Annotated in this window: 20 protein-coding genes; 15 read left to right on the top strand and 5 right to left on the bottom strand. The window is 51.8% G+C overall.

Annotated elements, in window-relative coordinates; all coding sequences use genetic code 11:
• Nucleotides 1-28 precede the first annotated feature (28 nt).
• The 8 genes from IEW11_RS03475 (at nt 29) to mobA (ending at nt 7,258) form a co-directional block, all read left to right on the top strand.
• Nucleotides 29-772, top strand: coding sequence for a sugar phosphate nucleotidyltransferase (locus IEW11_RS03475; protein WP_188529065.1), 744 nt, complete (start codon nt 29-31; stop codon nt 770-772).
• 16 nt (nt 773-788) lie between these two features.
• The gene (gene rfbC / locus IEW11_RS03470) at nt 789-1,346 is read left to right on the top strand and encodes a dTDP-4-dehydrorhamnose 3,5-epimerase (protein WP_188529063.1); all 558 of its coding nucleotides are present in this window, start codon (nt 789-791) and stop codon (nt 1,344-1,346) included.
• A gap of 7 nt (nt 1,347-1,353) precedes the next feature.
• Nucleotides 1,354-2,376: a dTDP-glucose 4,6-dehydratase gene (gene rfbB, locus IEW11_RS03465; protein ID WP_188529061.1), complete on the top strand. Its 1,023-nt coding sequence runs from the start codon at nt 1,354-1,356 to the stop codon at nt 2,374-2,376.
• Nucleotides 2,373-3,230 carry a dTDP-4-dehydrorhamnose reductase gene (gene rfbD / locus IEW11_RS03460; protein WP_188529059.1) on the top strand — a complete coding sequence of 286 codons (858 nt, stop codon included), beginning with the start codon at nt 2,373-2,375 and terminating at the stop codon, nt 3,228-3,230. Before rfbB ends, rfbD begins: the two co-directional genes overlap by 4 nt.
• 8 nt (nt 3,231-3,238) lie before the next feature.
• On the top strand, nt 3,239-4,153 hold the full coding sequence (locus IEW11_RS03455; protein WP_188529057.1) for a glycosyltransferase family 2 protein: 915 nt from the start codon (nt 3,239-3,241) through the stop codon (nt 4,151-4,153).
• A 115-nt stretch (nt 4,154-4,268) separates the two neighbouring features.
• Entirely contained in the window at nt 4,269-5,675 is a 1,407-nt protein-coding gene (locus IEW11_RS03450; protein WP_188529054.1) for an undecaprenyl-phosphate glucose phosphotransferase, read from the top strand.
• Nucleotides 5,665-6,627 (top strand): glycosyltransferase family 2 protein, encoded by a 963-nt coding sequence (locus tag IEW11_RS03445; protein ID WP_229724939.1) that lies wholly within the window; start codon nt 5,665-5,667, stop codon nt 6,625-6,627. Before IEW11_RS03450 ends, IEW11_RS03445 begins: the two co-directional genes overlap by 11 nt.
• Nucleotides 6,628-6,652: 25 nt before the next feature.
• Nucleotides 6,653-7,258 carry a molybdenum cofactor guanylyltransferase gene (gene mobA / locus IEW11_RS03440; protein ID WP_188529052.1) on the top strand — a complete coding sequence of 202 codons (606 nt, stop codon included), beginning with the start codon at nt 6,653-6,655 and terminating at the stop codon, nt 7,256-7,258.
• Nucleotides 7,259-7,363: 105 nt separating this feature from the next.
• Here the strand turns inward: mobA and IEW11_RS03435 are convergent, their stop codons facing one another.
• Both IEW11_RS03435 and IEW11_RS03430 read right to left on the bottom strand, forming a co-directional pair.
• Nucleotides 7,364-8,401, bottom strand: a complete 1,038-nt coding sequence (locus tag IEW11_RS03435) for an acyltransferase family protein (RefSeq protein ID WP_188529050.1) — start codon at nt 8,399-8,401, stop codon at nt 7,364-7,366.
• 403 nt (nt 8,402-8,804) lie between these two features.
• On the bottom strand, nt 8,805-10,913 hold the full coding sequence (locus IEW11_RS03430; RefSeq protein ID WP_229724938.1) for a methyl-accepting chemotaxis protein: 2,109 nt from the start codon (nt 10,911-10,913) through the stop codon (nt 8,805-8,807).
• Nucleotides 10,914-11,123: 210 nt separating this feature from the next.
• Between IEW11_RS03430 and IEW11_RS03425 the strand changes: the two genes are divergently transcribed.
• Complete coding sequence (locus IEW11_RS03425; protein WP_188529046.1) at nt 11,124-14,237, top strand: hybrid sensor histidine kinase/response regulator; 3,114 nt, start codon at nt 11,124-11,126, stop codon at nt 14,235-14,237.
• Nucleotides 14,227-15,339, top strand: a complete 1,113-nt coding sequence (locus IEW11_RS03420; RefSeq protein WP_188529044.1) for a response regulator — start codon at nt 14,227-14,229, stop codon at nt 15,337-15,339. The genes IEW11_RS03425 and IEW11_RS03420 overlap by 11 nt, the downstream gene beginning before the upstream one ends.
• Nucleotides 15,340-15,517: 178 nt before the next feature.
• Here the strand turns inward: IEW11_RS03420 and IEW11_RS03415 are convergent, their stop codons facing one another.
• From IEW11_RS03415 to IEW11_RS03405, 3 genes are all read right to left on the bottom strand, one after another.
• Nucleotides 15,518-17,767 (bottom strand): molybdopterin oxidoreductase family protein, encoded by a 2,250-nt coding sequence (locus IEW11_RS03415; RefSeq protein ID WP_188529042.1) that lies wholly within the window; start codon nt 17,765-17,767, stop codon nt 15,518-15,520.
• Nucleotides 17,768-17,871: 104 nt separating this feature from the next.
• The gene (locus tag IEW11_RS03410; protein WP_188529486.1) at nt 17,872-19,101 is read right to left on the bottom strand and encodes a nitrate/nitrite transporter; all 1,230 of its coding nucleotides are present in this window, start codon (nt 19,099-19,101) and stop codon (nt 17,872-17,874) included.
• Nucleotides 19,102-19,463: 362 nt separating this feature from the next.
• A complete protein-coding gene (locus tag IEW11_RS03405) occupies nt 19,464-20,021 on the bottom strand; it encodes an ANTAR domain-containing response regulator (RefSeq protein WP_188529040.1) in 558 nt (185 codons plus the stop codon).
• A gap of 264 nt (nt 20,022-20,285) precedes the next feature.
• On the opposite strand from IEW11_RS03405, the gene nirB reads away from it, so the two are divergent.
• The 5 genes from nirB (at nt 20,286) to IEW11_RS03380 (ending at nt 26,072) form a co-directional block, all read left to right on the top strand.
• Nucleotides 20,286-22,742 (top strand): nitrite reductase large subunit NirB, encoded by a 2,457-nt coding sequence (nirB, locus tag IEW11_RS03400; protein ID WP_188529038.1) that lies wholly within the window; start codon nt 20,286-20,288, stop codon nt 22,740-22,742.
• 281 nt (nt 22,743-23,023) lie between these two features.
• Nucleotides 23,024-23,356 (top strand): nitrite reductase small subunit NirD, encoded by a 333-nt coding sequence (nirD, locus tag IEW11_RS03395; RefSeq protein ID WP_188529036.1) that lies wholly within the window; start codon nt 23,024-23,026, stop codon nt 23,354-23,356.
• A gap of 39 nt (nt 23,357-23,395) precedes the next feature.
• Nucleotides 23,396-24,301, top strand: a complete 906-nt coding sequence (locus IEW11_RS03390; RefSeq protein WP_188529034.1) for a uroporphyrinogen-III synthase — start codon at nt 23,396-23,398, stop codon at nt 24,299-24,301.
• Nucleotides 24,302-24,441: 140 nt separating this feature from the next.
• Nucleotides 24,442-25,215, top strand: coding sequence for a uroporphyrinogen-III C-methyltransferase (gene cobA / locus IEW11_RS03385; protein WP_188529032.1), 774 nt, complete (start codon nt 24,442-24,444; stop codon nt 25,213-25,215).
• A 278-nt stretch (nt 25,216-25,493) separates the two neighbouring features.
• Nucleotides 25,494-26,072: a TetR/AcrR family transcriptional regulator gene (locus IEW11_RS03380; protein WP_188529030.1), complete on the top strand. Its 579-nt coding sequence runs from the start codon at nt 25,494-25,496 to the stop codon at nt 26,070-26,072.
• Nucleotides 26,073-26,076 lie beyond the last annotated feature (4 nt).

The raw sequence follows: 26,076 nt of genomic DNA, 5'->3' as shown, positions 1-26,076 counted from the left end.
TACATAGCGATTAAAGGGGTGGGTCGATTTGAAAGCCATTATCCTTGCCGGGGGGACAGGTTCCCGTCTCTATCCGTTAACTAAGGTGACAAATAAGCACCTTCTTCCGATTGGCAAATACCCGATGGTTTTTCATTCTGTTCACAAGCTGAAGCAGGCGGGGCTATCCGATATCCTGATCGTCACAGGCAAAGAACATATGGGCGATGTCGTGAATCTGCTTGGAAGCGGCCGTGAATTTGGATTGAACTTCACTTATAAGGTACAGGATGAAGCAGGCGGGATTGCACAAGCGCTGGGGTTGGCGGAGCATTTCGTCAATGGTGATCAAATGGTCGTTATCTTAGGAGATAATGTGTTTGAGGGCAGCATCAGCCCATTTGTCCAAAATTTCAAGAATCAGGGCCGCGGGGCTAAAATTCTTATTCAAGAGGTTCATGACCCGCAGCGCTATGGTGTACCGGAGCTGTCTAATGACCGGATTATGTCCATTGAAGAAAAACCACAACAGCCTAAGAGTAAATTTGCGGTAACCGGCATATATATGTATGATAGCCGTGTGTTTGATATCATCCGAACATTAAAGCCTTCAGGCCGCGGAGAATTGGAAATTACGGATGTTAATAATGCCTATATTAAAGCCGATGAACTATCATATGATATTCTTCAGGGCTGGTGGACCGATGCAGGAACTCACGCTTCACTGGCTCGTGCGAATGAGCTTGCCAAAGATATTGTTTTTGGCGAGGAATTCGGAACGCTGAAATATTAAGGGGGAGTAGGCAGCAGTGATTATCCTCGAAACCCATCTTCCTGATTTGAAATTAATCGAACCTGCCGTGTTTGGAGATCATCGCGGCTTCTTTATGGAAAGTTATAATGAAAAAACGTATCAAAAGCATGGGATCATGCAAACCTTTATCCAGGATAATCATTCCCTATCCGTAGAAGCCGGCGTCCTGCGCGGGCTTCACTATCAACTGCATCCACAGGCACAGACGAAGCTGGTTCGCTGTACAGCAGGGTCCATCTACGATGTTGTAGTGGATATCCGGAAAGGCTCGCCTACTTACGGTCAGTGGCAAGGATTTATATTAAGCGCAGCGAATAAAAGGCAATTGCTTGTTCCCCAAGGGTTTGCTCATGGCTTTTGCACGCTTGTTCCGAACTGTGAAGTGATGTATAAAGTCGATGCGCTGTATTCGCCAGATCATGATCGCGGGATTGCGTGGAACGACCCAACACTCGGAATTGATTGGCCTACTTCTGCCCCAATATTGTCTGATAAGGACACAAAACATCCAATGTTGACAGATGCGGAGCACAATTTCATTTACAAAGGGTGAGTTACGCGTGAAAGTGCTAATTACCGGCGGGGCCGGGTTTATCGGCAGCAATTTTGTGCTGTATATGATCAAGAATTACCCGGACTATCAAATTATTAACGTGGATGCACTGACTTATGCCGGGAACCTGGAAAATCTGCGCTCGATTGAACACCATCCAAATTACCGTTTTGTGAAGGCGGATATTGCCGACAGGACGGCGCTCGAGCCGCTGTTTGCAGAAGGACTGGATGCTGTTATCAACTTCGCGGCGGAATCGCATGTCGATCGCAGCATTTTGCAGCCGGATATTTTTGTCCGCACAAATATTTTAGGTACTCAAACGCTGCTCGAGCTGTCGAAGCAGGCTGGACTGAAAAAGTTCGTCCAAGTGTCTACGGATGAAGTGTACGGGACGCTTGGAGAAACGGGTCTATTCACGGAAGAGACACCGCTTGCTCCGAACAGCCCATACTCGGCAAGCAAAGCAGGGGCTGATCTGCTTGTCCGCGCCTATCATGAAACGTTCGGGCTTCCGGTAAAGATCACACGCTGCTCCAATAACTATGGACCGTTTCAATTCCCGGAGAAGTTGATCCCACTGATGATTCAAAATGCGCTTCAGGACAAAGCGCTGCCTGTATATGGCGACGGGCTGAATGTGCGGGATTGGCTCTATGTGGAAGACCACTGCAGTGCAATTGATCTGGTGCTTCACAAAGGACGCGATGGCGAGGTATATAATGTGGGCGGCAGCAATGAGCGAAACAACATTCAGGTTGTGCAGACGATCCTGCGTGAGCTGGGCAAGCCGGAGACCCTCATTACTTATGTAAAAGATCGCCTCGGCCATGACCGCCGTTATGCAATTGATGCGGACAAAATTCGCCGCGAGCTGGGATGGAGCCCGAAATATGTCTATGAGAGCGGCATGAAGGAAACGATTCAGTGGTATCTGAACAATAAAGAGTGGATGGATCAGGTCGTATCCGGATCATATCAGCACTATTATACCGTACAATACAAGGATCGGTTGGGGACTGGGCAATGACGGCTTCGATAAGAAAAATTCTCGTTACCGGCGCGGGCGGCCAGCTTGGCCGTGAACTGGTGTTATGGAAATCGGAAAGCGATATGGAAATCATCGGCTGCGGCCGCGAGGATTTGGATATCACCGACTTGGAAGACTGCCGACGCGCGCTGCTTCTCAACAAACCGGATGCTGTCATTCATTGCGCTGCTTATACCACAGTTGATCAAGCCGAATCCGAACCGGACGAGGCTTTTCGAGTAAACGCTGCCGGAACACGAAATATCGCGGTTGCGGCTCGCGAGGTTGGCGCGAAGCTATGTTATATTAGCACGGATTATGTGTTCGATGGGGCGGCTTCCATACCCTACAATGAGTATGATGCGACCAATCCGCAAACGGTGTACGGCAAATCGAAGCTGGCAGGCGAACAGCTGGTTCAAACGCTGCATGACCGTTATTTTATTGTTCGTACTTCCTGGTTATATGGACGGTATGGGAATAATTTTGTGAAAACGATGCTGAAGCTGGCGCAGGAGCGAGATCATCTCAAGGTGGTGCAAGATCAGGTCGGTTCTCCGACCTTCACTTATGATCTGGCGCAGTTCATCATTGAGCTGATACATACGGATAAATTCGGCTTGTACCATGCTTCCAATACGGGTGTATGCTCATGGTATGAATTCGCCAAAGAGATCTTCGAAGCAAGCGGACAATCGGTTCAGGTAGAGCCATGTTCGACGGCGGATTTCCCTCGCCCGGCCCCTCGTCCTGCGTATTCCGTTATGGATCACTGCGGGATACGCAGTAATGATCTGAGCCCGCTAAGACATTGGAGAGAAGCGCTGGTGTGTTATCTTAAAGATTGTGAGTGATCGGATCGATGAGTACAGTCAGTGTATGTATTGTAACCTATAACAGCGCATCTGATATTAAGGACTGCTTGCAGGCTGTTTTAAAGCAGTCCTTTCCCATAACATCCATCATCGTCGTTGACAATGCGTCTTCTGATGAAACCTGCCGGATTGTGCACCAGTTTGGCGAACAAGTCCGGTTAACGGCCAATAAGGTGAATAACGGCTTCGCAGGCGGGCAAAACCAGGCAATGGCGCAGACGGACAGCGATTATGTCATTGTGCTGAATCCGGATGTGACGCTCCATCCCGATTATGTGTCGGAGATTGTCGGTTATATGGATCAAAGGCCAGAGGTCGGAAGCGCCACGGGACAGCTCGTATCGGCGGAACAGCCGGATACGATGGACAGCGCCGGACTGGCGATGCGGAGAAACCGTCAGGCCTACGACTTGGGGGCGGGGGAACCCGCTGTCGCGTGGCAATCAGAGCAGGAGGTATTCGGCGTATCAGGCGCCGCTGCTGTCTATCGAAAGACGATGATGCTTGATGTCTCGTATGATGGCCAGTTCTTCGATGAGGTGTTCTTCGCTTATAAAGAAGATGTCGACGCTGCATGGCGGGCACAGCACTTCGGGTGGAAAGCGATCTATGTCCCCTCAGCCAAGGCTTATCATCGCAGAGGTTGGAAGAAGGGCGGCCGCCGGTCAATCCCGCTGTTTGTTCGCCGGCATTCCTATCAGAACCGGTTCTTCACGCTGATTAAAAATGAGCCTGCGGGTTGGCATTGGTTCTGGCTGCTGCCGCTACTGCTTGTTTCTGAATTGGCCAAGCTAGGTTATATCGCGGTATTAGAACCCGGTCTGTTGAGATGCTGGCCGTTTATCCTGCGCAAGTTTCCCCATTTCTTGCGGAAACGACGTTCGATATTAGGTAGAAAATGAAGGGAAATGTAGAAGAATGGAGAATTTTAGGTTGGTTCTCTATTCTTTTTTTGTTAAAATTAAGAGAGTATTGATTAATAGAATCGAGAATTTATAAGGTAAGGGTGGGGTGCCGATGCTTCGGCAGAACCAACGGTTTCTGACACAACTCTATATATTAGCTGATCTATCCGTCATGCTGATCGTTTTTCTGGCTGCATATTGGGTGAAGTTCTACAGCGGCTGGGTGGATTCGTTCAACTCCCTTCCTTTCAAGAACTATTTGCTCTGGGGAACGATCTATTCGTTTGCCGCGATCCTGATCGGATTTTACGTCAGCTTTTATGCGCCAAAGCGAAGAAAGAGCTTTTCTTTTGATATATTAAAGATTTTCCAGGTGCACGCGTTCAGCTTCCTCGGCTTGTTAAGCATGCTGTATGCAGCCAAAGAAGTACATATTTCGAGGGAATTCCTCCTTATCTTCTTTGTTATGAATATTTCCGCATTGATTCTATACCGGTTCATTGTGAAAAGCTCGCTGTCCAGACTCCGCCGCAAAGGCTACAACAAGAAGTTTGTCCTGATCCTGGGAGCCGGCGCTGTCGGGCGCAGCTTCTATGAAGGCCTGCAGCAGCATCCGGAGCTGGGATATGATGTGTTCGGATTTTTGGATGACCATCACGCCGAGCACGCTCCCGAACACCGCCATCTCAAACCGATCATTGGGACAATTGATCAACTGGAGGATGTGCTTGCCAATCCGCTGATCGATGAAGTGATTATAGCGCTGCCGCTCGGAGCACATAGCAAATATGCCAGCATTATTAAACAGTGCGAGAAGGCCGGCGTAAAAACGTTGATTATCCCCGATTATTTCGATCTGCTGCCGGCGCGGCCGTTTTTCGACAATTTTGCCGGTATGCCGCTCATTAATGTGAGGGATATTCCGCTTGATGAACTGAACAATCGCATATTGAAGCGGGCTTTTGATATTGTGTTCTCGCTCGCTGCAATTATGATTACGCTGCCGGTCATACTATTTGCCGTTATAGGCATCAAGCTGACCTCTCCGGGACCGGTGCTTTTCAAACAGGAGCGTATGGGGCTGAACCGCCGGACGTTCCTTATGTATAAGTTCCGTTCCATGCATCTATCCGATGGCAAAACATCGGATACGCAGTGGACTGTAGAGAATGATCCAAGGCGGACGAAATTCGGCGCATTTCTTAGAAGCACCAGCATTGACGAGCTGCCCCAATTTTTCAATGTATTGATCGGTCATATGAGCGTCGTGGGTCCGCGTCCGGAACGCCCGTACTTCGTAGAGCAATTTAAAGAAGAGATTCCCAAATATATGATCAAACATCATATTCGTCCGGGCATTACCGGGTGGGCGCAGACGAACGGACTGCGCGGCGACACCTCCATTGAAGAGCGGATCGTGCATGATCTTTTCTACATCGAGAACTGGTCGTTCTTCTTTGATTTGAAGATCATTATGAAGACGGTAACGAAAGGTTTAATGAATAAAAATGCCTATTGATGAGCAGGGCTCAAATCGGATATCGGTTATCATTCCTACTTATAATGCAGGCCCGTCGCTTGAAGAGCTGTTAACCCGTTTACAAGGGCAGACGCTGCCTCCATTGGAAATCATTGTGGTCGATTCCTCTTCGTCCGATGGTACAGCAGAGCTTGCACAGCGCGGCGGTGCCAGGGTATTCACAATACTGCAAAGCGAATTCGACCACGGCGGAACGCGTAATTATGCGGCTGCCCAGGCAAAGGGCGATATTCTTGTGTTTATGACCCAAGATGCAATGCCCCAGGAGGGTCAGCTTCTGGAAGCATTGGCCCGGCCCCTGGCAGACAAGAAGGTGGCCTGCGTGTATGGCAGGCAGCTGGCAAGGCCTGATGCGGCGGTTTTAGAGAGGCTCGCCCGCAGCTTCAATTACCCGGAACAATCCATGATGAAGGATCAGTCTGATCTGCCGCGAATGGGGATCAAAACCTTTTTCTGCTCCAATGTATGCTCAGCGATCCGCAAGGATATGTTTATGGAGATGGGCCGTTTTCCGGAGCCGGTCATTTTTAACGAGGATCTGTTTATGGCGGCGAAGTGCGTACTTGCAGGGTACGGCATCTACTACAGTGCTGAAGCTAAGGTGATCCATTCCCATGATTATTCACTGCAGCAGCAGTTCCGGCGGTTTTTTGACAACGGCGTCTCGATGAGGAACAACGACTGGATCTACGCCTACTCGAAAGTTGGCAATGAAGGGAAACGAATGCTGCTGAACCAACTGAAAGCTTTGCATCATGAGCGGAAATGGCACTGGATACCGGTGATGATCGCAGAATCCTTTGCTAAAATTGCGGGTTATCAGCTCGGAAAGCATCACCGCAAGCTGCCGAATGCTCTATGTGTGCGCTTCAGTATGCATCGTAAAATATGGGATAAGCTGCAGCAAACGGGCAAAGGTCTCCCGATGTAATCTGTATGCAGCAGTGGAGTGACGTATGGACAAGCTTCCGATACACGGATTAATTATTGCCGGCGGCAACAGCACACGCATGGGCAGCGACAAAGCGCTGCTTCCCATCGGGGGCCGGCCGCTGCTTGCGCATATGGTGACCGGGCTTCATCGACTCTGTCAATCGGTGACGATCTCCGCTGGAAGTGAGGAACGGATCGAGTTGTACCGCAAAAGGCTCGCGGAATGCGATACGGAGGGATGGCAGGATGTAAGCTTTGCTTCGGATGTTTATCCGGGCTGCGGACCGCTGGCCGGGCTGCAGGCGGGTCTTGCTCAGATGCCGGAAGGTTATGCCTTCATAATCGCTTGTGATATGCCGCAGATCAGCAAATCGCTGCTGAAGCGAATGCTTGAGCGTGCGGATGGGGAGGTCGATGCCGTACATGCGGCCGGACAGCCGTTCCATGCGCTGGTTCACACACGCGCTGCCGCTGCTGCCGGGCAGCTGCTTGAGCAGGGCGATTACCGTTTCATGCGGCTGATGTCACAGCTGAAGACGGTCACTGTCGAGCCAAGGACAGAGGCGGAATCCCAGGCTTTCGAGAATTTGAATACGCCTGAAGCGTATGCGCGTTATCTGCGTGAATGAGGCGCTGCTAGCGGGGCTTCATGGCATGATAATAAAGACTCCTCCATAAATTGATAAATTGGGGAGTCTTTTTTGATAAGTGCTTCATTTAATCGAGTATCGCAATCAGCTTCTTTTGGTCATTTGTGAGCTCCTTGTAACGGATGAATTCCTGTGGACGTCTTTAAAAATAAAGTCGAGCTTAGGCTGGGCCATCCAGGCGAATAAGGTTTGAACCCTATTCAGCGACAATGCAGCAGCCAGGGAGAAGCCAAGCGGAATGAGCAAAAATCTGTCGGATGGTGTGGTCATCTGACCATAGAAACCGGCATGGAACAGATACCGTATGATGAATCCGTGAAGCAAGAAAGCATAGAGCGTGTTCCTGCCCATATCTGTGAAGAAAGCGACTTTGTTCCTTGGAATTAACAGGATGGCGCAGAAGCCCATGACAACAGATAATAAAAACAAAGCGAAGCGGTACATACCGGCATACCACTCATGTAGACCAAGCGCTGCGTAGGACACACTGCCGTAGAACCATTGTACATTTATTTCAGACCCATAATAGTAGAATGCAAGAAATAGGATGATAAAGCCTGCAGCCGATGAAAACCGGAAAACAGGTGCATAAAGCTTATCCAAATATCGTTTGTCGAAGTAATATCCCGCAAGAAAAAACGGGAAGAAGACAAAGGTCCGGGAGATGCTCGCGTAATAACCAACATCTTCGGCATAACCGATCAGGATGGCTAAGATGATCGATAAGGGCAGCGCAAAGCGAAACTTGATCACGTAGGGAAGAATAATCTTCCATAGAATTAAACTGAATAAGAACCACATGATCCAGTACGGAGTAAAAAATGAAACAACAAATTGTTCCCGTTTGAACAAAAAATAATCAAACAGAGAATACGCGAGCTCAAGCAGCACATAGGGAACGGCTAATCTGCTGATGATCTTTTCCGTATAATCGCCGGCCTCTATCTTTTTGGAGAAGTAACCGGATATAAAGGCGAATAGCGGGATATGGAAGGTATAGATCACGAAATAAATAGACTTCATATATTGATCATCGATTAATGGTTCAATCGTATGGCCGATGACAACCAGAGCGATAAGAAAAAACTTTATATTGTCAAAGTGATGATCTCTTGAGCACATGATAAAAACCCCTTACCTGCAATAAGCATCATACGATTACTTCACTTCTAGCAGCCGTTTTGAAACAAGTAAATCGCACCAGCGCTGGAAGGTACAGAAATAAAGGGTTTACATGTTAACAAGGAAAGGCTTCTGTTTGTTTGTTTTTAGAAAAGAAACGGTTACGCCTAAACGAAGCAGATCGAATGATTCTGGAGAAGCGTCAGCGGTCGCCTTTGTTCCCGGATTCCGACCTCGGCCTGTTCATGCAAGGGAATCCGGGAACAACAGCGATCGGAAGAACATTCGACTGCGCAGTGCATGCGGTACAACCAATGCTTTTAAGAGAAAGGGGCTATCCCATCGTCATCATCGATGACTTATGGGACACCCCCTTCTTCTTATCTAATATTCATCGGCTAACTTAAGTCTTGAATTTCTCCATCAATTCAATCAATTCCTGAACCATAGCGGATAAGGAGGTGGCTGCGGCGTTGATCTCTTCCATCGTGGCGAGCTGTTCCTCGGATGCGGAGGCGACGCTTTGGGCGTTGTCCGCCGACGTATCCGCGATATGTTCCAGCTGGGTGATCGTCGCGGAGACCTGCTCGCTGCTTGCCGACATCTGTTCTGCGGCGGCGGAAACCTCGCTGATTTGCGTGCTGACAGTTTCCATCTCGTGCAGAATGGAGGCGAAGATCTGGCCGCTTTCTTGCACGCTGCGGACGCCTTGAGCAACGTCAACGCTGCCTTGCTGCATGGCTTCCACAGCCTGCTTCGTCTCAAGCTGGATGCTTTCGACGAGCTCGGCAATCTGTATGGCAGCCTCATTCGATTGAACGGCCAGCTTGCGGACTTCCTCCGCCACAACGGCAAAGCCGCGTCCATGCTCGCCCACCCGTGAGGCTTCGATCGCTGCGTTCAGGGCAAGAATATTCGTCTGGGAGCTGATGCCTGTGATCACCTGAACGAATTTCCCGATCGTATCCGATTGCTCGCTGAGCCGTTTGATGACCTCGGATGACGATTCCACTGAGGCGGCTACAACCGATATTTGCTGAACTGCGGATTGGATATGTGAATGTCCTTCACGCGTTTTCCCCGATACAGCCGATGTCGAATCGGAAACGCTTGAAGCGGATTCCGCGATTCGCTGGATGCCGACAGCCATCTCCGTCATCGCGCGCGAGCTCTCCTGCGCGTTCTGGCGCTGTGTTTCCGCGCCGGAAGCGACTTCCTGAATCGAAGAAGCGATCGTCTCGGCGGCTTGGCTTGTCTGCTCTGCGCTGGCCATCAACTGCTCCGATGTGGCGCCAACGGACAGCGAATGCTCGCTTACTTTTCGCACCGTTTGGCGCAGATTTTCAATCATGTCATTCAAATGCCCGGCCATTAATCCGAATTCATCGCGATGCTTGACCGTGAGCTTATTCGTAAAATCGCCTTCGGACAATCGCTGCGACATCGCATTAACTGCTCTTAGCTGCTTCACAATAGATTGAATGCTGAAATAGAGAAGTGCGGCAAGCAGCAGCAAAGCGACGACTGCGATAATAATAGAGTTCGTTAATTCATTATAAAAGCCTTCCAGAATGACGGATCTGTTAATGACCGTAGACAGCATCCAAGGGTTTTCCACTTCATCTATGAAGACGGGAGTGAAGAGGCGGATGACTTCAGCCCCTGAACGATCCAGCGAATAGTGCGTCAGATCTCCCTGCTGCACACTCGACCATATAAGGCTGCGTTCCTCGCTATGCTCGCCGTAATGGGTCATGATTTCGTCGGGATATCTTCCATTTGCAACCATCATGCCATCGCTTGAGATGATCGAGGTGAATCCGCCAAAAGGATCCAATTCGATGGCTGTCTGCTGCAGCTGCTCCAGGGATAACATGATGCCAATGATGCCTTGAAATGTTTCCTGTTCATCAAGAATGGGCAGGACGATTGAAGTCATTACCTTTTCTGCGCCATTGATTGAAAACGGAAAAGGCTCCCCCCAATAAGGCTGCTTGGTCGATTTCGGAATGAGGTAGTAATCGCCGCTTCCCTCTGTTTCGTAACCTGACAGCGGCGCGACGGCAACGGTATCGCCGCTGCGCGTAATAAATGGCGAGAATCGGCCGCTCTCATCGCCGTATCCTTGATTGTTTTTATTCGCTGCATCCTGTCCGTCAAATGTATTTGGCTCCCAAATGGTGAATATGCCTTGGGCATGCGGATGGCGCAGCAGCTCTGCAGTGAGGATCTGCACGGCATCTTCGCGGCTGAGCAACTGCTCCTTACTTGCGTCGATGAGCAGCTGCTCCAAGGTATGGAGCGATGACGAATAGGCATTCAATTGCTTCTCGAAGCCCGCGGCTCCTTTCATTGCTTCTTCCCTGGCGGCGTACTCTCCATTTGCAATGCTTACATTATAAAGCTGAATCACATTCGTACCGATCAATGCGCCAAATGCAAGCAGCATGACCAGTCCAAGCGTGGCAATCAATTTTGTCTTTACACTGCGGTTATGATACCATCCCATCATCGTTTCCTCCATCATATTATCTGTCAATGATATATTCTACCTATTTATCGGTAAATCGGCAAATTACATTATATTCGACAAGTCCTACTATATAAAATAGGCTGAATGAACCACTTTCAAGTCATCCATAATAACTGGACATAAATGGCAGGAGCGGCTATGATGAAGGAATTACTAAAGCCACTTTAAATTAAGAGAGAATCAGAAGCCATGAAAAAGCGATATTCTTCCCTTTTGCGGCGTTCTTCATATGTTGTATGGGTGGCTGTAATGCTTGCCGCGCTGCTTCTCCCCCTGCTAATCTATCAGAAGGATTCATGTTCCCAAGTTTCGCCTGGATGGATTGACCTGAGCGGCTGCGAATTTGATTCGCTTACAACGGCCGAGCTCGATGGACAGTGGGAATTTTATTGGAACCGGCTGCTTCTCCCGAGTCATTTCCCGCTGCCGGTTTCAGCCATCGGACCGGAATATATCGATGTACCTTCGCAATGGAGCGTACCGTTGTTAAGTGATACACATTGGGAAAGGCACGGTTATGCGACATACCGGGTTCAATTGCGATTGCCTGAGCATGACGGCACCACAGTCTACGGCCTGAAAATGACCAATCTGCGCACGTCCAGCAAATTGTACGTTAACGGTGAGCTGCTGGGGTCCAGCGGATCGCCCGCAACGACGAAGGGGGACGCGATTCCCCGCAATAAACCGTATACCGTTTATTTCCAAGCAAGCACCGGCGAAGCTGATATTGTGGTTCAGATGGCCAATTTCCATTACCTCTCCAGCGGCATCACATCTTCTCTTTTATTAGGCAAATACGATGCGATCAACGATATGGAACAGCGCAACAAAAGCTATGACACCGCTCTGGCCTCTTCGTTGGCGCTGCTCGGCATCTATTTTTTAGGTTTAAGCTTTCAGCGCAGGTGGGACAAAGCTTCCTCGTTTTTCGCGATGTTATGCTTTTGCGGGGCGGCATTTATCGTTACCCATAGTGAAAAATTGCTGTTCACGATGTATCCGGCTATCTCCTATGAATGGTTCACTAGAATTCAGATGGTTTCTTCCATCTTTACTTATTGGGCGCTGATTGGCTATCTTTATCACGTGTTAGACCAGCCCTTTTCGAAAAAGCTGCTGATCTGGTCCAAGTGGTTCAGTATAGGGCTGGCACTTTTTACTTTAGTAACGGGTGTGGCTATTTTTTCATTCGTGGCCTATATTTTTTTCATTCTCGTCTTTCTGCATTTGATCCTCATAACAATCATACTGGTGCGTGTCCTGGCGCGGAAAATTCCAGGCTCCTTTTATCTCTATGTCGGTATTGTAGCGGCATTGCAGTTCATTCTGAATCTGTTTGTCAGTATGGAAATGGGCGTGGACTTATATGAAATGCCGCCGATTGCCATTCCAATTTTTGTGCTTACGCAAGGATTATTTCTGTCGAGGCGGCATTCTCAAGCTTATATAACGATTAAGGAGCTATCCCGCCAATTAAAGCAAAAGGACAGGGACAAGGATGAATTTCTGGTCAAAACCTCCCACGAGTTCAAGACGCCGCTCAATGCCATCATGAATATCGCTCAGTCGATATTGGAAGGAGGCGGTCAATCGATACAGGAAAGACAGCAAGAAGACCTGCGGTTAATTGCCTTAACGGCTCGAAGGCTCTCCTTTCTCGTGAAGGATATCCTTGACTATGAGCAGCTTAAGCAGGGCAGAATCAAGCTCTTAAGGGTGCCGGTAGATCTAGCCCGCGCAGTCGATGTCGTGCTTGAAGTGTTCCGGCATCTATACAGGAAAACAAATGTGAAGGTTATGAACAGCCTTCCGCTTAATCATTATATCTTGCAGGCAGACGAGAACCGGCTGATGCAAATTTTGTATAATTTGATCGATAACGCTTATAAGCATACCAATACAGGCGAGATTAGAATTAGCGGTGAGCGTATGGGAAATGAGGTATGGATTACCGTTGCGGATACCGGGAGAGGCATATCTCCGAACAAGCTAAGCGTCATTTTCCAAGATTATGAGCAGGATGTTCATAGGCCGGGCGGTTACAGCGAAGGCCTTGGCCTTGGGCTGTCCATTACAAAGCAACTGGTCGAACTCCATGGGGGACGGATCGAGGTCCAGTCTGTTGTTGGGGAGGGCAGCCGTTTCCGGTTTTCGATGCCTTATTCGCTGGATAATCAGCTTCAAACCGATGAGGTCAGTGTGGAACCAGTGGCTGCAGGCGGTGGTGATAAAACGAAGAGGAGCAAAGAGGAAGCCGCGCGGTTCGAAGGAAAGAATGAGTTCCGGATCCTACTTGTCGATGATGATTATGTCAGCCTGAAAATTTTATGCAATATGCTGGATGGCGAAGGTTTCGGTTATGTGAGTGCCGAAAGCGGCGAAGAGGCATTGGAGGCGCTCAAGGGAGGAAACCGCTTTGATCTGTGTATCATGGATGTCATGATGCCGAGCATGTCCGGATTTGAGCTGTGCAGGGTGATTAGGAAAAGCTACAGTCAAGTCGAGCTGCCGATTCTGATTGTTACGGCGGGTACGGAGTATCACTTTCACGAGGCTGGATTTGCCGCAGGGGCGAATGATTTTATTCTGAAGCCTTACGATTGGAATGAATTGAGGGCAAGGGTCCGGACGCTTGTCCAGTTGAAACGGAGCGTTTCGATGCTCGTGCAATCGGAGGTTTCCATGCTGCGTGCCCAGATCAAGCCTCATTTTCTGTATAATGCGATAAATACAATCATATGGATGAGTAAACGGGATGTCGAACAAACGCAAAGCTTGCTTCGCGAGCTCAGCAATTTTCTGAGAGGAAGCTTTGATTTTGAAAATCGCGAGCAAATGATAACCTTTGACAAAGAAATTCAGCTTGTCAGAGCGTATCTTGCGCTGGAGAGGGCGCGCTTTGGGGATCGGTTGTCCGTTCATTATGAACTGCAAGCCGCAGATTTCATGCTGCCGCCGCTTGTCATCCAGCCGTTAGTCGAGAATGCCGTGCGGCATGGATTAATGGAGAAGCCCGCCGGAGGGAATGTATGGATTCGTACAATGATCGAACGGGACCAAGTGGTGATCACGATCGCCGATGACGGGAAAGGAATGGAACCGGAACGGATAGCTGAAGTAATGACGGGCTCCTCCTATTCACAGGATGCGGACCGGACCGGTATCGGGCTGCAAAATATAAATCGCCGCCTGCTCCATACCTATGGTCAGTCATTCCGCATCAAACAGCGCGAAGGCGGGGGCACGATCGTAAGCTTCAGCATTCCTTGGAAGGGGAGGGACATCCGTAATGAGCATTAACATTGTTATCGTAGATGACGAGCTTCCGGCGCTTGATGAAATGCAAGAGCTTACGGGAAAGCTGCCGGATATTGGATCTATCGACGTTTATTCCGATCCGACAGAGGCGCTGCAGGCGATCATCACAACACGGCCGGAGATTGTTTTTCTCGATATTCAGATGCCTGGAATTACCGGGCTTAAAATGGCGGAACAGCTTCTTTCTGTACGGCCGGAGATCGAGGTGGTGTTTGTCACCGCGTATGAGCAATATGCGCTGGCCGCTTTCGATGTAAGCGCGACAGACTATTTGCTGAAGCCGGTCATTCCTGAACGGCTGCTCAAGGCATGGAACCGTGTCCGCAGCCGAAGAGAGGCGGCTATCGGGCGGGGGCGAAGCGAGCAGGCGGCAGACGCTGTTATGCAGTGCTTCGGTCGGTTTGCGCTGCAAGGGCCTCTGGGCTTGGCCAGATGGAGTACTGTGAAAGTGGAAGAGCTGTTCATTTATTTATATCTCCATGGAGCGGTCAGCCTGGATCAATTAATGGAAGACATATTCCCCGATTCGAATTATGATAAGGCCAAAAAATATATTCATACCTGTGTATATCAAATCCGGAAAAGTTTGACTAACGCAGCGCTGGCTGACCGGATCTCGGTTGTATTCGATCAGAAAATGTACCGGCTGGAGCTGGCAGGCGTAAAGAGCGATCTGCAGCGGTTCGAGCAATTGGCGGCGCAAGGGGAGAAGGACGAATCGGCATTGAACGAAGCGGTTGCTTTGTATGAAGGGGAGCTGCTTGGCGGGTATGACGCATTGTGGGTGCTGGATCGAAGAGAGCGGTGCCGGCAGCGCTTCTTATGGATGATATCGGACCTGATCGACCTGCATAAGCAAAGGCGGGAGTATCGCAAAGCTCTTGAGCTCGCGAAGAGACGCCAGGCGCATGATCCGCTGAATGAGCAGTATGGCCTGGAAGTCGCCGAAATCTACACGCTGGATGGACAGGTCGTGAAGGCGGTAGAATTTATGCAAGCATTTCAACTCCAATACAGGAATGAGCTCGGTATTGAGGTGCCGTCGAAGGTGCTTAAAAAGTTTGAACATTATATTAACGGATGAAAACAAGAAAAGAACTGCCCGGAAGGGATCCATTCCTTGAGGGCAGTTCTTTTGTTATTGTGCGGGCACGGGCGGCGCTCATGAGGGTGGGGAGTGGTCAGCCGTGACCCTCGCTCGCCGCGCGCAGCCGCGCCCGCTCGGTTTGCGGCTGGGATCGGAGGAAGCAGCCGCTGAGGCGTTAGCTGGATGCCGCAGCCGGCCTCCGTGCGCCGGCGCGAGTGGACTTGCTCCCGGCTGGAGCCGGATCGGGTGCCGTTTCTGCGGCATTCTCCGGGTCGGAAGCAATGGTTTCGCGGTCGGCCCGCTCGACGCGCACCGCGCAGATCTTGAACTCCGGCATCCGGCTGATCGGATGCAGCGCATCATTGGTGAGCCGGTTGATCGAATGCTCGCCTGCCCAATGAAACGGCACGAACACGGTTGTTGGATGAATCTCTTTGGAAATCTTCACATCGAATACCAGAGAGCCGCGGCGGGTCGTCAGCCGTACCCGGTCCCCGAAGCGCAGCAGCAGCTTCTCGGCCAGCGAAGGGTGGATCTCTGCGACGGGAACCGGCGTCTTCTTCATCAGCGCCTCGGTACGGCGGGTTTGCGTGCCGCTCAGGTAGTGACTGCCGTTCCGGCCGGTCGTCAAGATATACGGATACAGTGCATCCGTCGTTTCGGCCGGCATGCCGGGCACGATGCCGTGCAGCTTCGCGCGGCCATCGGGATGGCGGAATACGCCGTCCTCGAACATGCGCGGCGTCCCGGGGTGATCCGGGGCGGGGCAGGGCCAGAACAGCCCCTTCTCCGCTTGCAAGCGGCTGTAGCTCATGCCGCTGTAGTCCGCTTTGCCGCCAGCTGAGGCGCGGCAAAGCTCATCGAATATCGCTTCGGGCGACTCGAAACGAAAATATTGCCCCCGTCCAAGCCGCTCCGCAAGCTCACAGATGAGCTTGTAATCAGGCATACTCTCGCCGGGCGGGAGAAAAGCTTGCGGCCGGTGAAATACACGGCCTTCCAGATTGGTAAGCGTTCCTTCAGCCTCCAGGAACGAGGTGCCGGGCAGCAGCCAGTGTGCATGCTCAGCCGTTTCGGTCTCGAACAGATCGACGACAACGAGCAGCTCGAGCTTCTTCAGTGCATCGATAGCGCGATCGCTGTTCGGACTTGAGACGACCGGGTTGGAGCCGAGAACGATCATTGCCTTGATCTCGCCATCATGGATTTTGTCGAACAGCTCGTAAGCCGATACGCCTTTGCCTGGCAGTTCTGCGGTATCGATGCCCCAGACGCCGGCGACATGCTCGCGTGCGGCCGGATCGTCGATCATCCGATAGCCGGGCAGCTGATCGGCCTTCAGCCCATGTTCGCGGCCGCCTTGCCCGTTGGCTTGGCCGGTTACGGCGCCATACCCGCAGCCGGGCTTGCCGATTTTGCCGGTGAGCAGGCATAAATTAATGAAGTTGAGCGTATGCTCGACACCGTTCACCTGCTGCTCGACGCCGCGCGCAGTCAAGACCATGCCGCTCTCCGCCTTGGCGAAGCCGCGCGCAATCGTGCGGATCATCTCCACCGGAATGCCGGTATACATGGAAACTTTATCCGGTGAAAACGCCTTTACCGCTTTATGGATCTCATCGATTCCGTTTGTATGCTCTTCAACGAATGCTTGGTCATATAGCTTTTCCTGCAGGATGACATACAGCAGGGCGTTGACGAATACAGAATCGAAACCTGGCTGAAGCGGAACGTGAATATCCGCAATCTTGGACGTTAATGTCTGGCGGGGATCGATCGTGACGATAATGGCGTTTTGCTTTTTCGCGGCCAGCAAATACGGCATCATAGTTGGCTGGCATTCGGCGATGTTCGTGCCGGCCAGGATGATGAACTTGGAGCGGCTGATCTCTTCGAGCGGAACGTTCAAGCCGCGATCGATGCCGAATGCTTTGTTTTGGGCTGCAGCAGCGGATGACATGCAGAAGCGGCCGTTGTAATCGATATAACGCGAACGCAGTGCGACACGCGTGAACTTGCCAAGCAAATAACATACCTCATTTGTGAGGGAGCCGCCGCCGAAGACGGACACCGCATCGGGCCCATAACGCGCCTGGATCGATTGAATGCGGCCGGCGATCTCATCAAGCGCCTGATCCCAGGAGGCTTGATGCCACCCGGATCCTGTACTGCCGGGCTCAGGCTTGCGCCATTGTGGAACAAGCAGACGCTCAGGGTGAACAACGTGGCCGAGCGAGTTGAAGCCTTTTTGGCACAGTCGCCCTGTAGCAACCGGAAAGTCCGGGCTCGGCTTCACCTCCCAGGCGGGGCCGGTATCCCTTTCAGTTCGAATCAGATCCACGCCGCATTGCATGCTGCAATAACAACAATGGGAATGAAGCCGGTCAGTATCCGGTTGTGCGGCGATGGGGGGTGAAGCGGCCATATGGATCCCTCCTGTCAGAAATAGGTTTCATTACTCTTCAAAAGCGTCAAACAGATCGCCTTCTTCGATTCGTTCAAATGCACTCAGTGCAGGGCGTTTCCTTCTTATGAAGTAATCGTGCTCTGATCAAGCCGGGCTTTGCCGCCTTGGCCGACCCATGTCTTCTTCCATTGGTTCTGCACGATGAAGATGAGGACGATACACGACAAAGCAATAACACTGAGTATTAGGAAGCCAGGCGTGTAAGAGCCGGTTATCATCTTCAAATTACCGAGAATTTTCGGCAGGAAGTATCCGCCGACCCCGCCTGCGGCTCCGACGATGCCGGTCATGATGCCGATCTCGCTCTGGAAACGCTGCGGCACTAATTGGAATACAGCTCCATTGCCCATGCCAAGGCACATCATGCCGATGAACAGCAGCGGTGTAATAACGGCGAGCGGCGGTAAAGTGGCTACGGAAGCCAGCATAATGGCAACCCCGCCGTACAGCATCATCAGCATCCGAATGCCGCCGATTTTGTCGGCGAGCCAGCCGCCTACCGGCCGGAAGAAGCTGCCGGCAATAACGCAAATGGTGGTGAAGTCCGCAGCTCTTACTGCGCTGAGGCCATATTGGGTATTGAAGAAAATCGTCAGATAGTTAGCCATCCCGACGAACCCGCCGAATGTCACAGCGTAAAGCATACAGAACATCCATGTATCGCGCTGTTTCACTACGGAGGCGTAGTCTGCCAGCTTCTTCGGAGCCGGCTGGTTCGGGCTGTCCTTGGCAAATAAGCTGAATACGATAAATACGATAACGATCGGAATAAGCGCAAAACCGAATACGACCTCCCAGCTGCCGTAATGCTGGGCAATCCGGTTCGCGAACAGGGTGGTGATGACGGTTCCGCTGTTGCCGGCGCCGGCAATGCCCATGGCCAAGCCCTGATATTGCGGCGGGTACCAGCGGCTGGCAAGCGGAAGGGCGGCGGCGAAGGAAGCGCCTGCGACCCCGAGCAGCAAGGCTACAATATAAAGCTCGCCCAAAGAACCGACGAACTGCCAGCCCCACACGAGCGGCACCATGGTGATCAGCATCCCGATCTGCCCGGTCCGTTTTGGCCCGATATAATCGGTCATCCATCCAAGCACGAGGCGGAGAATCGAGCCGCCAAGAATCGGGAGTGCGACGAGATTGGCTTTCTGTGCGGCATCCATTGGATAGTCGGCCATAATGACAACGACGAGCGGCCCGAGCAGCACCCAAATCATAAAGCTGACATCAAAGTATAAGAACGAGCTAAGCAGTGAAGGGGAATGACCGCTTTTCAAAAAGCTTTTCCGATCCATCATAGTAAAAACTCCTCTCCATTTTAAACATTCGGGTTCTTTCTCTGGTTTTTCTTCTGGTTATTGCTCTGTTAATGCCTCTGTTAATCCCTGTCTGAATGTCTCCGGCTGATTGCCGCTGTCTGCTTGAACTTGCCTGAACATCGGTGCGTAACGGAATCTTCACACATAAAAAGCCGCACTGCAATCCTACTCTGATTGCAATCCGGCTTCATTGCCATCGGCAGCACGACGGTGTGCATTGCCGAAATATGGGTCACGACATTGTGAACTTATATGGATTATATGCGAGTTCGAGATTCTATGTCAATATATCTTACATAAGTTTTTTTAAATCAATTCATGCTGTTATCCATGTCATGTTATCCATGTATTAATTGGTATACCTTTACGATCGATGCGGCGATATCCCCGATCCGCTTGCGTTCATTCATCGCCTGCTTGCGCAGAAAATCGTATGCTTCGGCCTCGGATATGCCTTTGATTTCGCATAAAACCGCCTTGGCCTGATCGATCCATTTCCGTTCTTCGAGCCGCTGCAATAACTGTTCCCGCTCTTCCATCCAGCGTTTGCGCTGGTGGTGGGTTCGGATGCCCCATTTAAGCGCGAACTGCATCTCGGTGGTGGTCATGGAAGGATAGAGGACACCGTCCAGCGTATAACCCCAGTCCATTTCCTTAGGGAACTCGCTTTCGTTGCATATCCATAATAGAGGGAGGCGCCGGATTCCGGAAACTGCGGCCTGCCATTCGAGCATCCGCTCTAATGGAACATGCAGCACAACGGCGTCAACAACGCTGACAAGCGAGCGCATCTCATGATCGGTTCTTGCAGTATGAAGGGTGCGGCAGTTCTGCCTAAGGCTGTGGAGGGTAATGAGCTTCGCCGCCTCCTCCACCAGCATGATCGCTTTAAGCATCGGGTGTTCACCTCTTTTCACCGGTCATTACGATAAACTGTGTAATAAAATATAACACATAGAGGGGGTGGTGTCGACGGGAAAATGAGAAGATGATGTTAAGTATATTGACATCATCGAAAAATCGGTCTATACTAATCATATCGTAACTCGAAAATGAATACCAGTCGACACAATGGCGTGTCGCAACAATGGCAATGAAGCCTACTTTTTGCAGCTAAGCAGAGGGTAGGCTTTTGAAGTTTTATTAGGAGGAGAGAGAGTATGAAAAAGAAATTAGTCATGATCGGTAATGGGATGGCAGGCGTATCATTCGTAGAACAACTGTTGAAGCTGAACCCTCATCGTTACGACATCACGATTATTGGCGCGGAGCCGCATCCGAACTACAACCGGATTATGCTCTCGTCCGTACTTGCCGGTGATGCAAACATGCAGGATATCGTATTAAATGACTGGGATTGGTACCGGAATAACAACATTACGCTGCTTGCCGGACAAACGGCAACGGCAATCGATACAGCGGCCAAAACGGTCACAACGGATAAGAAAGAAGTCGTTTCCTATGATGAGCTGGTCATCGCTTCGGGCTCTTTGCCTTTCATGCTTCCGCTGCCGGGAGCGGATAAGGAAGGCGTGATCGCGTTCCGCGATATCAAGGATTGCGAGACGATGATTGAAACGTCGAAAAAATACCGTAAAGCGGTTGTGATCGGCGGCGGCCTGCTCGGCCTCGAAGCGGCGCGCGGATTGATTAATTTGAACATGGAAGTGAAGGTTGTCCATATCCACGGCTACTTAATGGAGCGGCAGCTGGACGAGACGGCAGCGCGCATGCTGCAGTCGGAGCTGGAGCGGCAGGGGATGCAGTTCCTTCTGTCCAAGCAATCGGACACGATCCTTGGCAAGAAACGGGTCACCGGCTTGTCATTCAAGGATGGCTCCCAGGTGGAAGCGGATCTGATCGTGATGGCGGTTGGGATCAAACCGAACGTGCAGCTGGCAAAGGATAGCGGGATTGAAGTAAATCGCGGAATCGTGGTCGACGACCATTTGCAAACGAGCGTGCAGAACATCTACTCAGTTGGCGAATGCGCCGAGCATCGCGGCATTGCATACGGGCTGGTAGCCCCGCTGTATGAGCAGGGCGCGATTCTGGCGAAGCAGCTGGCAGGCGTGGAGAACGAAGGCTATCACGGCTCGGTCGTTTCGACGAAGCTGAAGGTATCCGGAGTGAACGTGTTCTCGGCCGGCAGATTTACCGATGAGCCAGGCACCAAAGCGCTGCGGGTACAAGATGATTTGGACGGGATCTATAAAAAGGTTGTTTTTCAAAACGGAAAAGTGGTCGGCGCTGTGCTGTTCGGCGATACGGCGGACGGCTCACGGCTGTTCTCCCTCATTCGAAAGGGCGAGGATTTCAGCGGCCGCGAGAAGGAAGTGCTGTTCGGGCCTTCAGGCGGTGCCGGAGCTGTAGTATCGAGCGCGGATCTGGTTGCGGATATGAGCGGCGACGAAATCGTGTGCGGCTGTAACGGGATCACAAAAGATACGATCATCGAGGCGATAACGGAACAAAGCTGCGTAAGCGTGAATGAGATTAAAGCTTGCACGAAAGCGTCCGGCTCCTGCGGCGGCTGTAAACCGCTTGTCGAGGCGATCCTCACATCCACGCTTGGCGCGGATAATGTAAAGACCATCAAAGAAGGCATCTGCGGCTGTACGAAGCACAGCCGGGACGAGGTAGTCGAAGCGATCAAGAAAATGCATCTGACAACAACCAAAGAAGTCATGCATGTCATGGAATGGGATAATCCTGAGGGCTGCTCGAAATGCCGCCCGGCATTGAACTACTATCTGGGCATGGCTTGGCCGGAGGAGCATGAGGATGAGCTCGAATCGCGCTTTGTTAATGAAAGAAACCACGCCAACATTCAAAAGGACGGCACGTTCTCTGTCGTGCCGCGGATTTATGGCGGTGTGACAACTCCTGAGGATCTGAAGAAGATCGCAACCGTTGCTGAAAAATATAATGTGCCGATGGTGAAGTTCACAGGCGGACAACGGATCGATCTGCTTGGCGTAAAGAAGGAGGATCTCCCGCATATGTGGAGAGAGCTCGATATGCCTTCCGGTTATGCTTATGGCAAAGCGCTGCGGACCGTTAAGACTTGCGTGGGCAATACGTTCTGCCGATTCGGCACCCAGGATGCGATCAAGATGGGGATCGACATGGAGAAGAAGTTTGAGCGGCTGAATACGCCGCATAAGGTGAAGCTGGCAGTGTCCGGCTGCCCGCGGAACTGCTCGGAAGCGACGATCAAGGATCTGGGCGTTGTGGCAATCGACGGAGGCTGGGAAATTCATGTCGGAGGAAACGGCGGCATGAAGCTGCGTGCGGCGGAGCTGCTCGTGAAGGTGAAGACGGAAGAGGAAGTGCTGGAGTGGACGGGCGCCTACCTGCAATTTTACCGGGAGACAGCCAATTTCGCGGAGCGTACGAGCGAGTGGGCGGGCCGCATCGGACTCGGGGCCATCAAGAAGGCGCTGGAGACGAAGGAAGACCGCGAAGCGCTCGTCGCGCGCATCGACAAGACGCTTGCGCTGACCAAAGATCCATGGCAGCAAATCGTCGAGAGCGACGATCTCCGCAAAGCGTTCGACGCGCTTACTGCTCCGGCTAGCCCAGAAGCTGCGGCTGCAGGGGATGCAGCAATCTAATTGGCGAATGAAATGGGCGGTCTGATCAAGAGATCCGATTATGTGGTCGGACCGCCGTCATGCGACGCCACACCGCGCTAACTGATCCGATCACTGAATGGATGAATGGAGATTTAGCTAGAAGGACGGCTTCAATTCATATGCCGGGCATGCTTGAGATAACGATGAATAACATCGTAAACGTGTTTGGTTACCTGGGTTGGTGTCTCGAAATGTTGAGTGTTAATGCGCACGGTTGAAGATCGTAGTTTGAGTTGCGATGGACGAGAGGAGAGATTCCAATGAACGAATTTAAAATTGGTCATATTTCAGAGTTTCCCGAGCGGCGTGGACGTGTTATTCTGTTTGGAGAGATCGAGTTAGCTATGTTCAAGCTTTCCGACGGAACAGTCCGTGCGGTAGAGAACCGCTGTCCGCATAAGAACGGGAAACTGTCCGAAGGCATTGTATGCGACCATCACGTATATTGTCCGCTGCATGATTGGAAGATTGATCTGCATGACGGTTTAGTGCAAGCTCCGGATGACGGTTGTGTCGAAACCTATCCGGTTCTTGTGGATGATAACGGCAATGTGATCCTGCAGGTAAGCGGTGCGAACTCGAAGGTATCGTAACAAGTATAGGATCTTATTGTGAGCAAGGAGGCGTCACCGATGCCAAGGCTGGAAGGAAGAGTAATCGCCGTAACCGGTCCGAGAAAAGCAGAGGAAATGAGTCGAATGATCGGGAAGTTTGGAGGAACCGCAGTCATTCGGCCTGCTCAGGGCACTGTATTTCTCGACGACACACACATTGAAGAACAGCTCACCCGGTTGATCGAGCAGCCGGCCGATTGGATGCTGCTGACTACCGGAGTAGGGACGGAGGCGTTATTGCAAACGGCAGAGAGGCTTGGGCTGTCGGAGCAGTTCCATCATGCGCTGCGCCGTATGCAGCTTGCAGCCCGCGGCTACAAAACCGTCAATGTGCTGCGCAAGCTGGGGCATACGCCGACCGTTCGCGATAATGACGGGACGACAGCAGGTCTGCTGCGGGAGATGGAAGCATACGAGTTAAGCGGTAGAAGGGTTGCGCTGCAGCTGTATGGCGATCCGGCTCCCCGTGTGACAGCTGCGCTTGCTGCGCGGGGAGCGATCTGCGAGGAGCTGCTCCCTTACCGGCATATTCCGCCCGAGGGCAATGTGGTTGAGACGCTGATTGCGGAGATTATGGCTGGCGCGGTGGACGCAGTGGCTTTTACAAGCACGGTGCAGGTGCGTTATGTGATGGACTGTGCGGCGCGCCTAGGCAGGCTGAAGGAGGTTCATGAAGCTTTCAGCAACGGCGTGCTGGCTGTTGCGGTGGGCAAGGTGACGGCAGAGGCACTGCATGAGGAAGGCGTTGAACGCATGCTTTATCCCGAGGAAGAGCGCATGGGAAGTATGGTCGTTGCGATGTCGCGTTTTTTTGATGGTGATGGCTTGGAGGAAACAGGAGCTGTTAAGCCGGACGAAGCGGAAAAGGAACTGCGGCTTGCAGACTCCAAACGTTGGGAAACAGACAAGCCTGAAGGCTGCTAATCATGTTGCAGGGCATAACTCCTTAGCCAAGGGGATAGCCGATCAAAGAAAGCTTGCGCGTTATAGCTCCTGAGCGAATGGGATAGTGAGTCAAAGGGCAGTGTCTGTATTGGGAGCTTACTGGGGAGGAGAGAGAGCGGATGAGCGGGAAAGGTTTCGTGTTTTTGACCGGAGCGGGTCCGGGGGACCCGAAGTTGATTACAGTGCGCGGACTCGAGACCATCCGCTTGGCGGACGTCATTGTCTATGACCGCCTAGTATCCGAAGAGCTGGTGAAGGAGGCGCGGCCGGATGCTGAGCTGCTTTATGTCGGCAAGGCATCCGGATTTCATACGCTTAAGCAGGAAGAGATCAACGCGCTGATCGCAGATCGTGCGCAGCGCGGCTTGACTGTGACCCGGCTTAAAGGCGGCGATCCGTTCGTGTTCGGCCGAGGGGGCGAGGAAGCGGCCCATCTGGCTGAACGTGAGATCCCGTTCGAGATCGTGCCGGGCATATCCTCCTGCATCGCCGCGCCGGCCTATGCAGGCATTCCGGTGACACACCGAACGCTGGCCGCGTCGTTCGCTGTCGTCACCGGCCACGAGTGCGCCGGCAAGAGCGGCGCCTCGGTCGATTGGGCGTGGGCGGCAGGCGCCGAAACGCTCGTTGTGCTGATGGGATTGCAGCAGCTGCCCCATATCACCGAGCGGCTGCTCGCCCACGGCAAAGACGGCAGCACGCCGATCGCGCTTATTCAGAGCGGATCGCGTGCCCAGCAGCGCGTTGTCGTCGGGCGGCTGGACGACATCGCGCAGAACCCCGAGACCGGGCGGCTTGGCAGCCCGGTTGCGATTGTGATCGGACCCGTTGTAACGATGCGGGACCAACTCGCTTGGCGCGAGGTGGATGAGCTGCTCGCCGCCGGTGGATAACGACTGTTTGTTATCCGTCCGCACGCAGCTGCTGTAGATCCAATGCTTGGCCGATTCCGCTTGGAAAGACCGGAAGAACGCGTCTCGTAAGAGGGCGTTCGTTCCGGTCTTTTTATGTTGTACTCCGGGACAAGCGTGCAAATTATGGTTCCGGGAGTCTCATCAAGCCTATTGATTTCTCATCAAAAGGCGGCTATAATCTGAATTAATCTACCTAACGTTCGTTAGGCAACGGGAACGGGCGGACGGCCGTCCACACAATAAGGAGGGCGATGCCTATGACGGCCAATCGTCTAAAGCAAGCGGCGCTCAAAATGTTCGCAGAGGCAGGTTACGAAGGGACGTCCCTTTCGGAAATTGCTAAAGCGGTCGGCATTAAGACGCCGTCTATTTATGCGCACTTTGAGTCCAAGGAGCATCTTTTTCTCACGCTGGTGGAGGATGTTATCCAGGAGGAGAAGGAGAAATTCGCTCAATTTATCGCCCGCATATCCGAGCAGCCGGTGAAAGAGCAGCTGTACGCGATATTCCGGTATTTTACCGATCTCGAGCCTATGACAAGCGGGCAGTCCTTTCTAAAGCGGACGATGATGGTTCCCCCCAAGGGGCTTCAGACTCAGCTGCAGAAGGATTTCATGCGTTATGAGATCCAGCTGTCGGCGATTTACAGCAGGCTGTTCGAGCGCGGAATGGCAAACGGGGAACTGGACGCCGGGAATACGGAAGATATGCTTGCGTTATTCTATGGTTTAACGGATGGCTTGCTCGTGGAGCATCAATTATATGACACAACGCTTTATCGGACGCGGCAGCAGCAGCTGTGGCAATGGTTCTGGAGAGCGATCGCGAAGGGATGAGGAA

This window comes from Paenibacillus abyssi (genome assembly GCF_014640295.1).
Taxonomy (GTDB): domain Bacteria; phylum Bacillota; class Bacilli; order Paenibacillales; family Paenibacillaceae; genus Paenibacillus_D; species Paenibacillus_D abyssi.
The sequence above is the reverse complement of the archived record's forward strand: the minus strand, read 5'-3'. Positions and strand labels throughout refer to the sequence as shown.

Coding starts and splice junctions, on each gene's coding strand:
- IEW11_RS03410 (WP_188529486.1), bottom strand. CDS start 19,101: ATGGATCGGAAAAGCTTTTTGAAAAGCGGTCATTCCCCTTCACTGCTT.
- IEW11_RS03425 (WP_188529046.1), top strand. CDS start 11,124: ATGAAAAAGCGATATTCTTCCCTTTTGCGGCGTTCTTCATATGTTGTA.
- IEW11_RS03435 (WP_188529050.1), bottom strand. CDS start 8,401: ATGTGCTCAAGAGATCATCACTTTGACAATATAAAGTTTTTTCTTATC.
- IEW11_RS03455 (WP_188529057.1), top strand. CDS start 3,239: ATGAGTACAGTCAGTGTATGTATTGTAACCTATAACAGCGCATCTGAT.
- rfbD (WP_188529059.1), top strand. CDS start 2,373: ATGACGGCTTCGATAAGAAAAATTCTCGTTACCGGCGCGGGCGGCCAG.
- IEW11_RS03450 (WP_188529054.1), top strand. CDS start 4,269: ATGCTTCGGCAGAACCAACGGTTTCTGACACAACTCTATATATTAGCT.
- cobA (WP_188529032.1), top strand. CDS start 24,442: ATGAGCGGGAAAGGTTTCGTGTTTTTGACCGGAGCGGGTCCGGGGGAC.
- IEW11_RS03445 (WP_229724939.1), top strand. CDS start 5,665: ATGCCTATTGATGAGCAGGGCTCAAATCGGATATCGGTTATCATTCCT.
- IEW11_RS03380 (WP_188529030.1), top strand. CDS start 25,494: ATGACGGCCAATCGTCTAAAGCAAGCGGCGCTCAAAATGTTCGCAGAG.
- IEW11_RS03420 (WP_188529044.1), top strand. CDS start 14,227: ATGAGCATTAACATTGTTATCGTAGATGACGAGCTTCCGGCGCTTGAT.
- IEW11_RS03415 (WP_188529042.1), bottom strand. CDS start 17,767: ATGGCCGCTTCACCCCCCATCGCCGCACAACCGGATACTGACCGGCTT.
- IEW11_RS03405 (WP_188529040.1), bottom strand. CDS start 20,021: ATGCTTAAAGCGATCATGCTGGTGGAGGAGGCGGCGAAGCTCATTACC.
- IEW11_RS03430 (WP_229724938.1), bottom strand. CDS start 10,913: ATGATGGGATGGTATCATAACCGCAGTGTAAAGACAAAATTGATTGCC.
- nirB (WP_188529038.1), top strand. CDS start 20,286: ATGAAAAAGAAATTAGTCATGATCGGTAATGGGATGGCAGGCGTATCA.
- nirD (WP_188529036.1), top strand. CDS start 23,024: ATGAACGAATTTAAAATTGGTCATATTTCAGAGTTTCCCGAGCGGCGT.
- mobA (WP_188529052.1), top strand. CDS start 6,653: ATGGACAAGCTTCCGATACACGGATTAATTATTGCCGGCGGCAACAGC.
- IEW11_RS03390 (WP_188529034.1), top strand. CDS start 23,396: ATGCCAAGGCTGGAAGGAAGAGTAATCGCCGTAACCGGTCCGAGAAAA.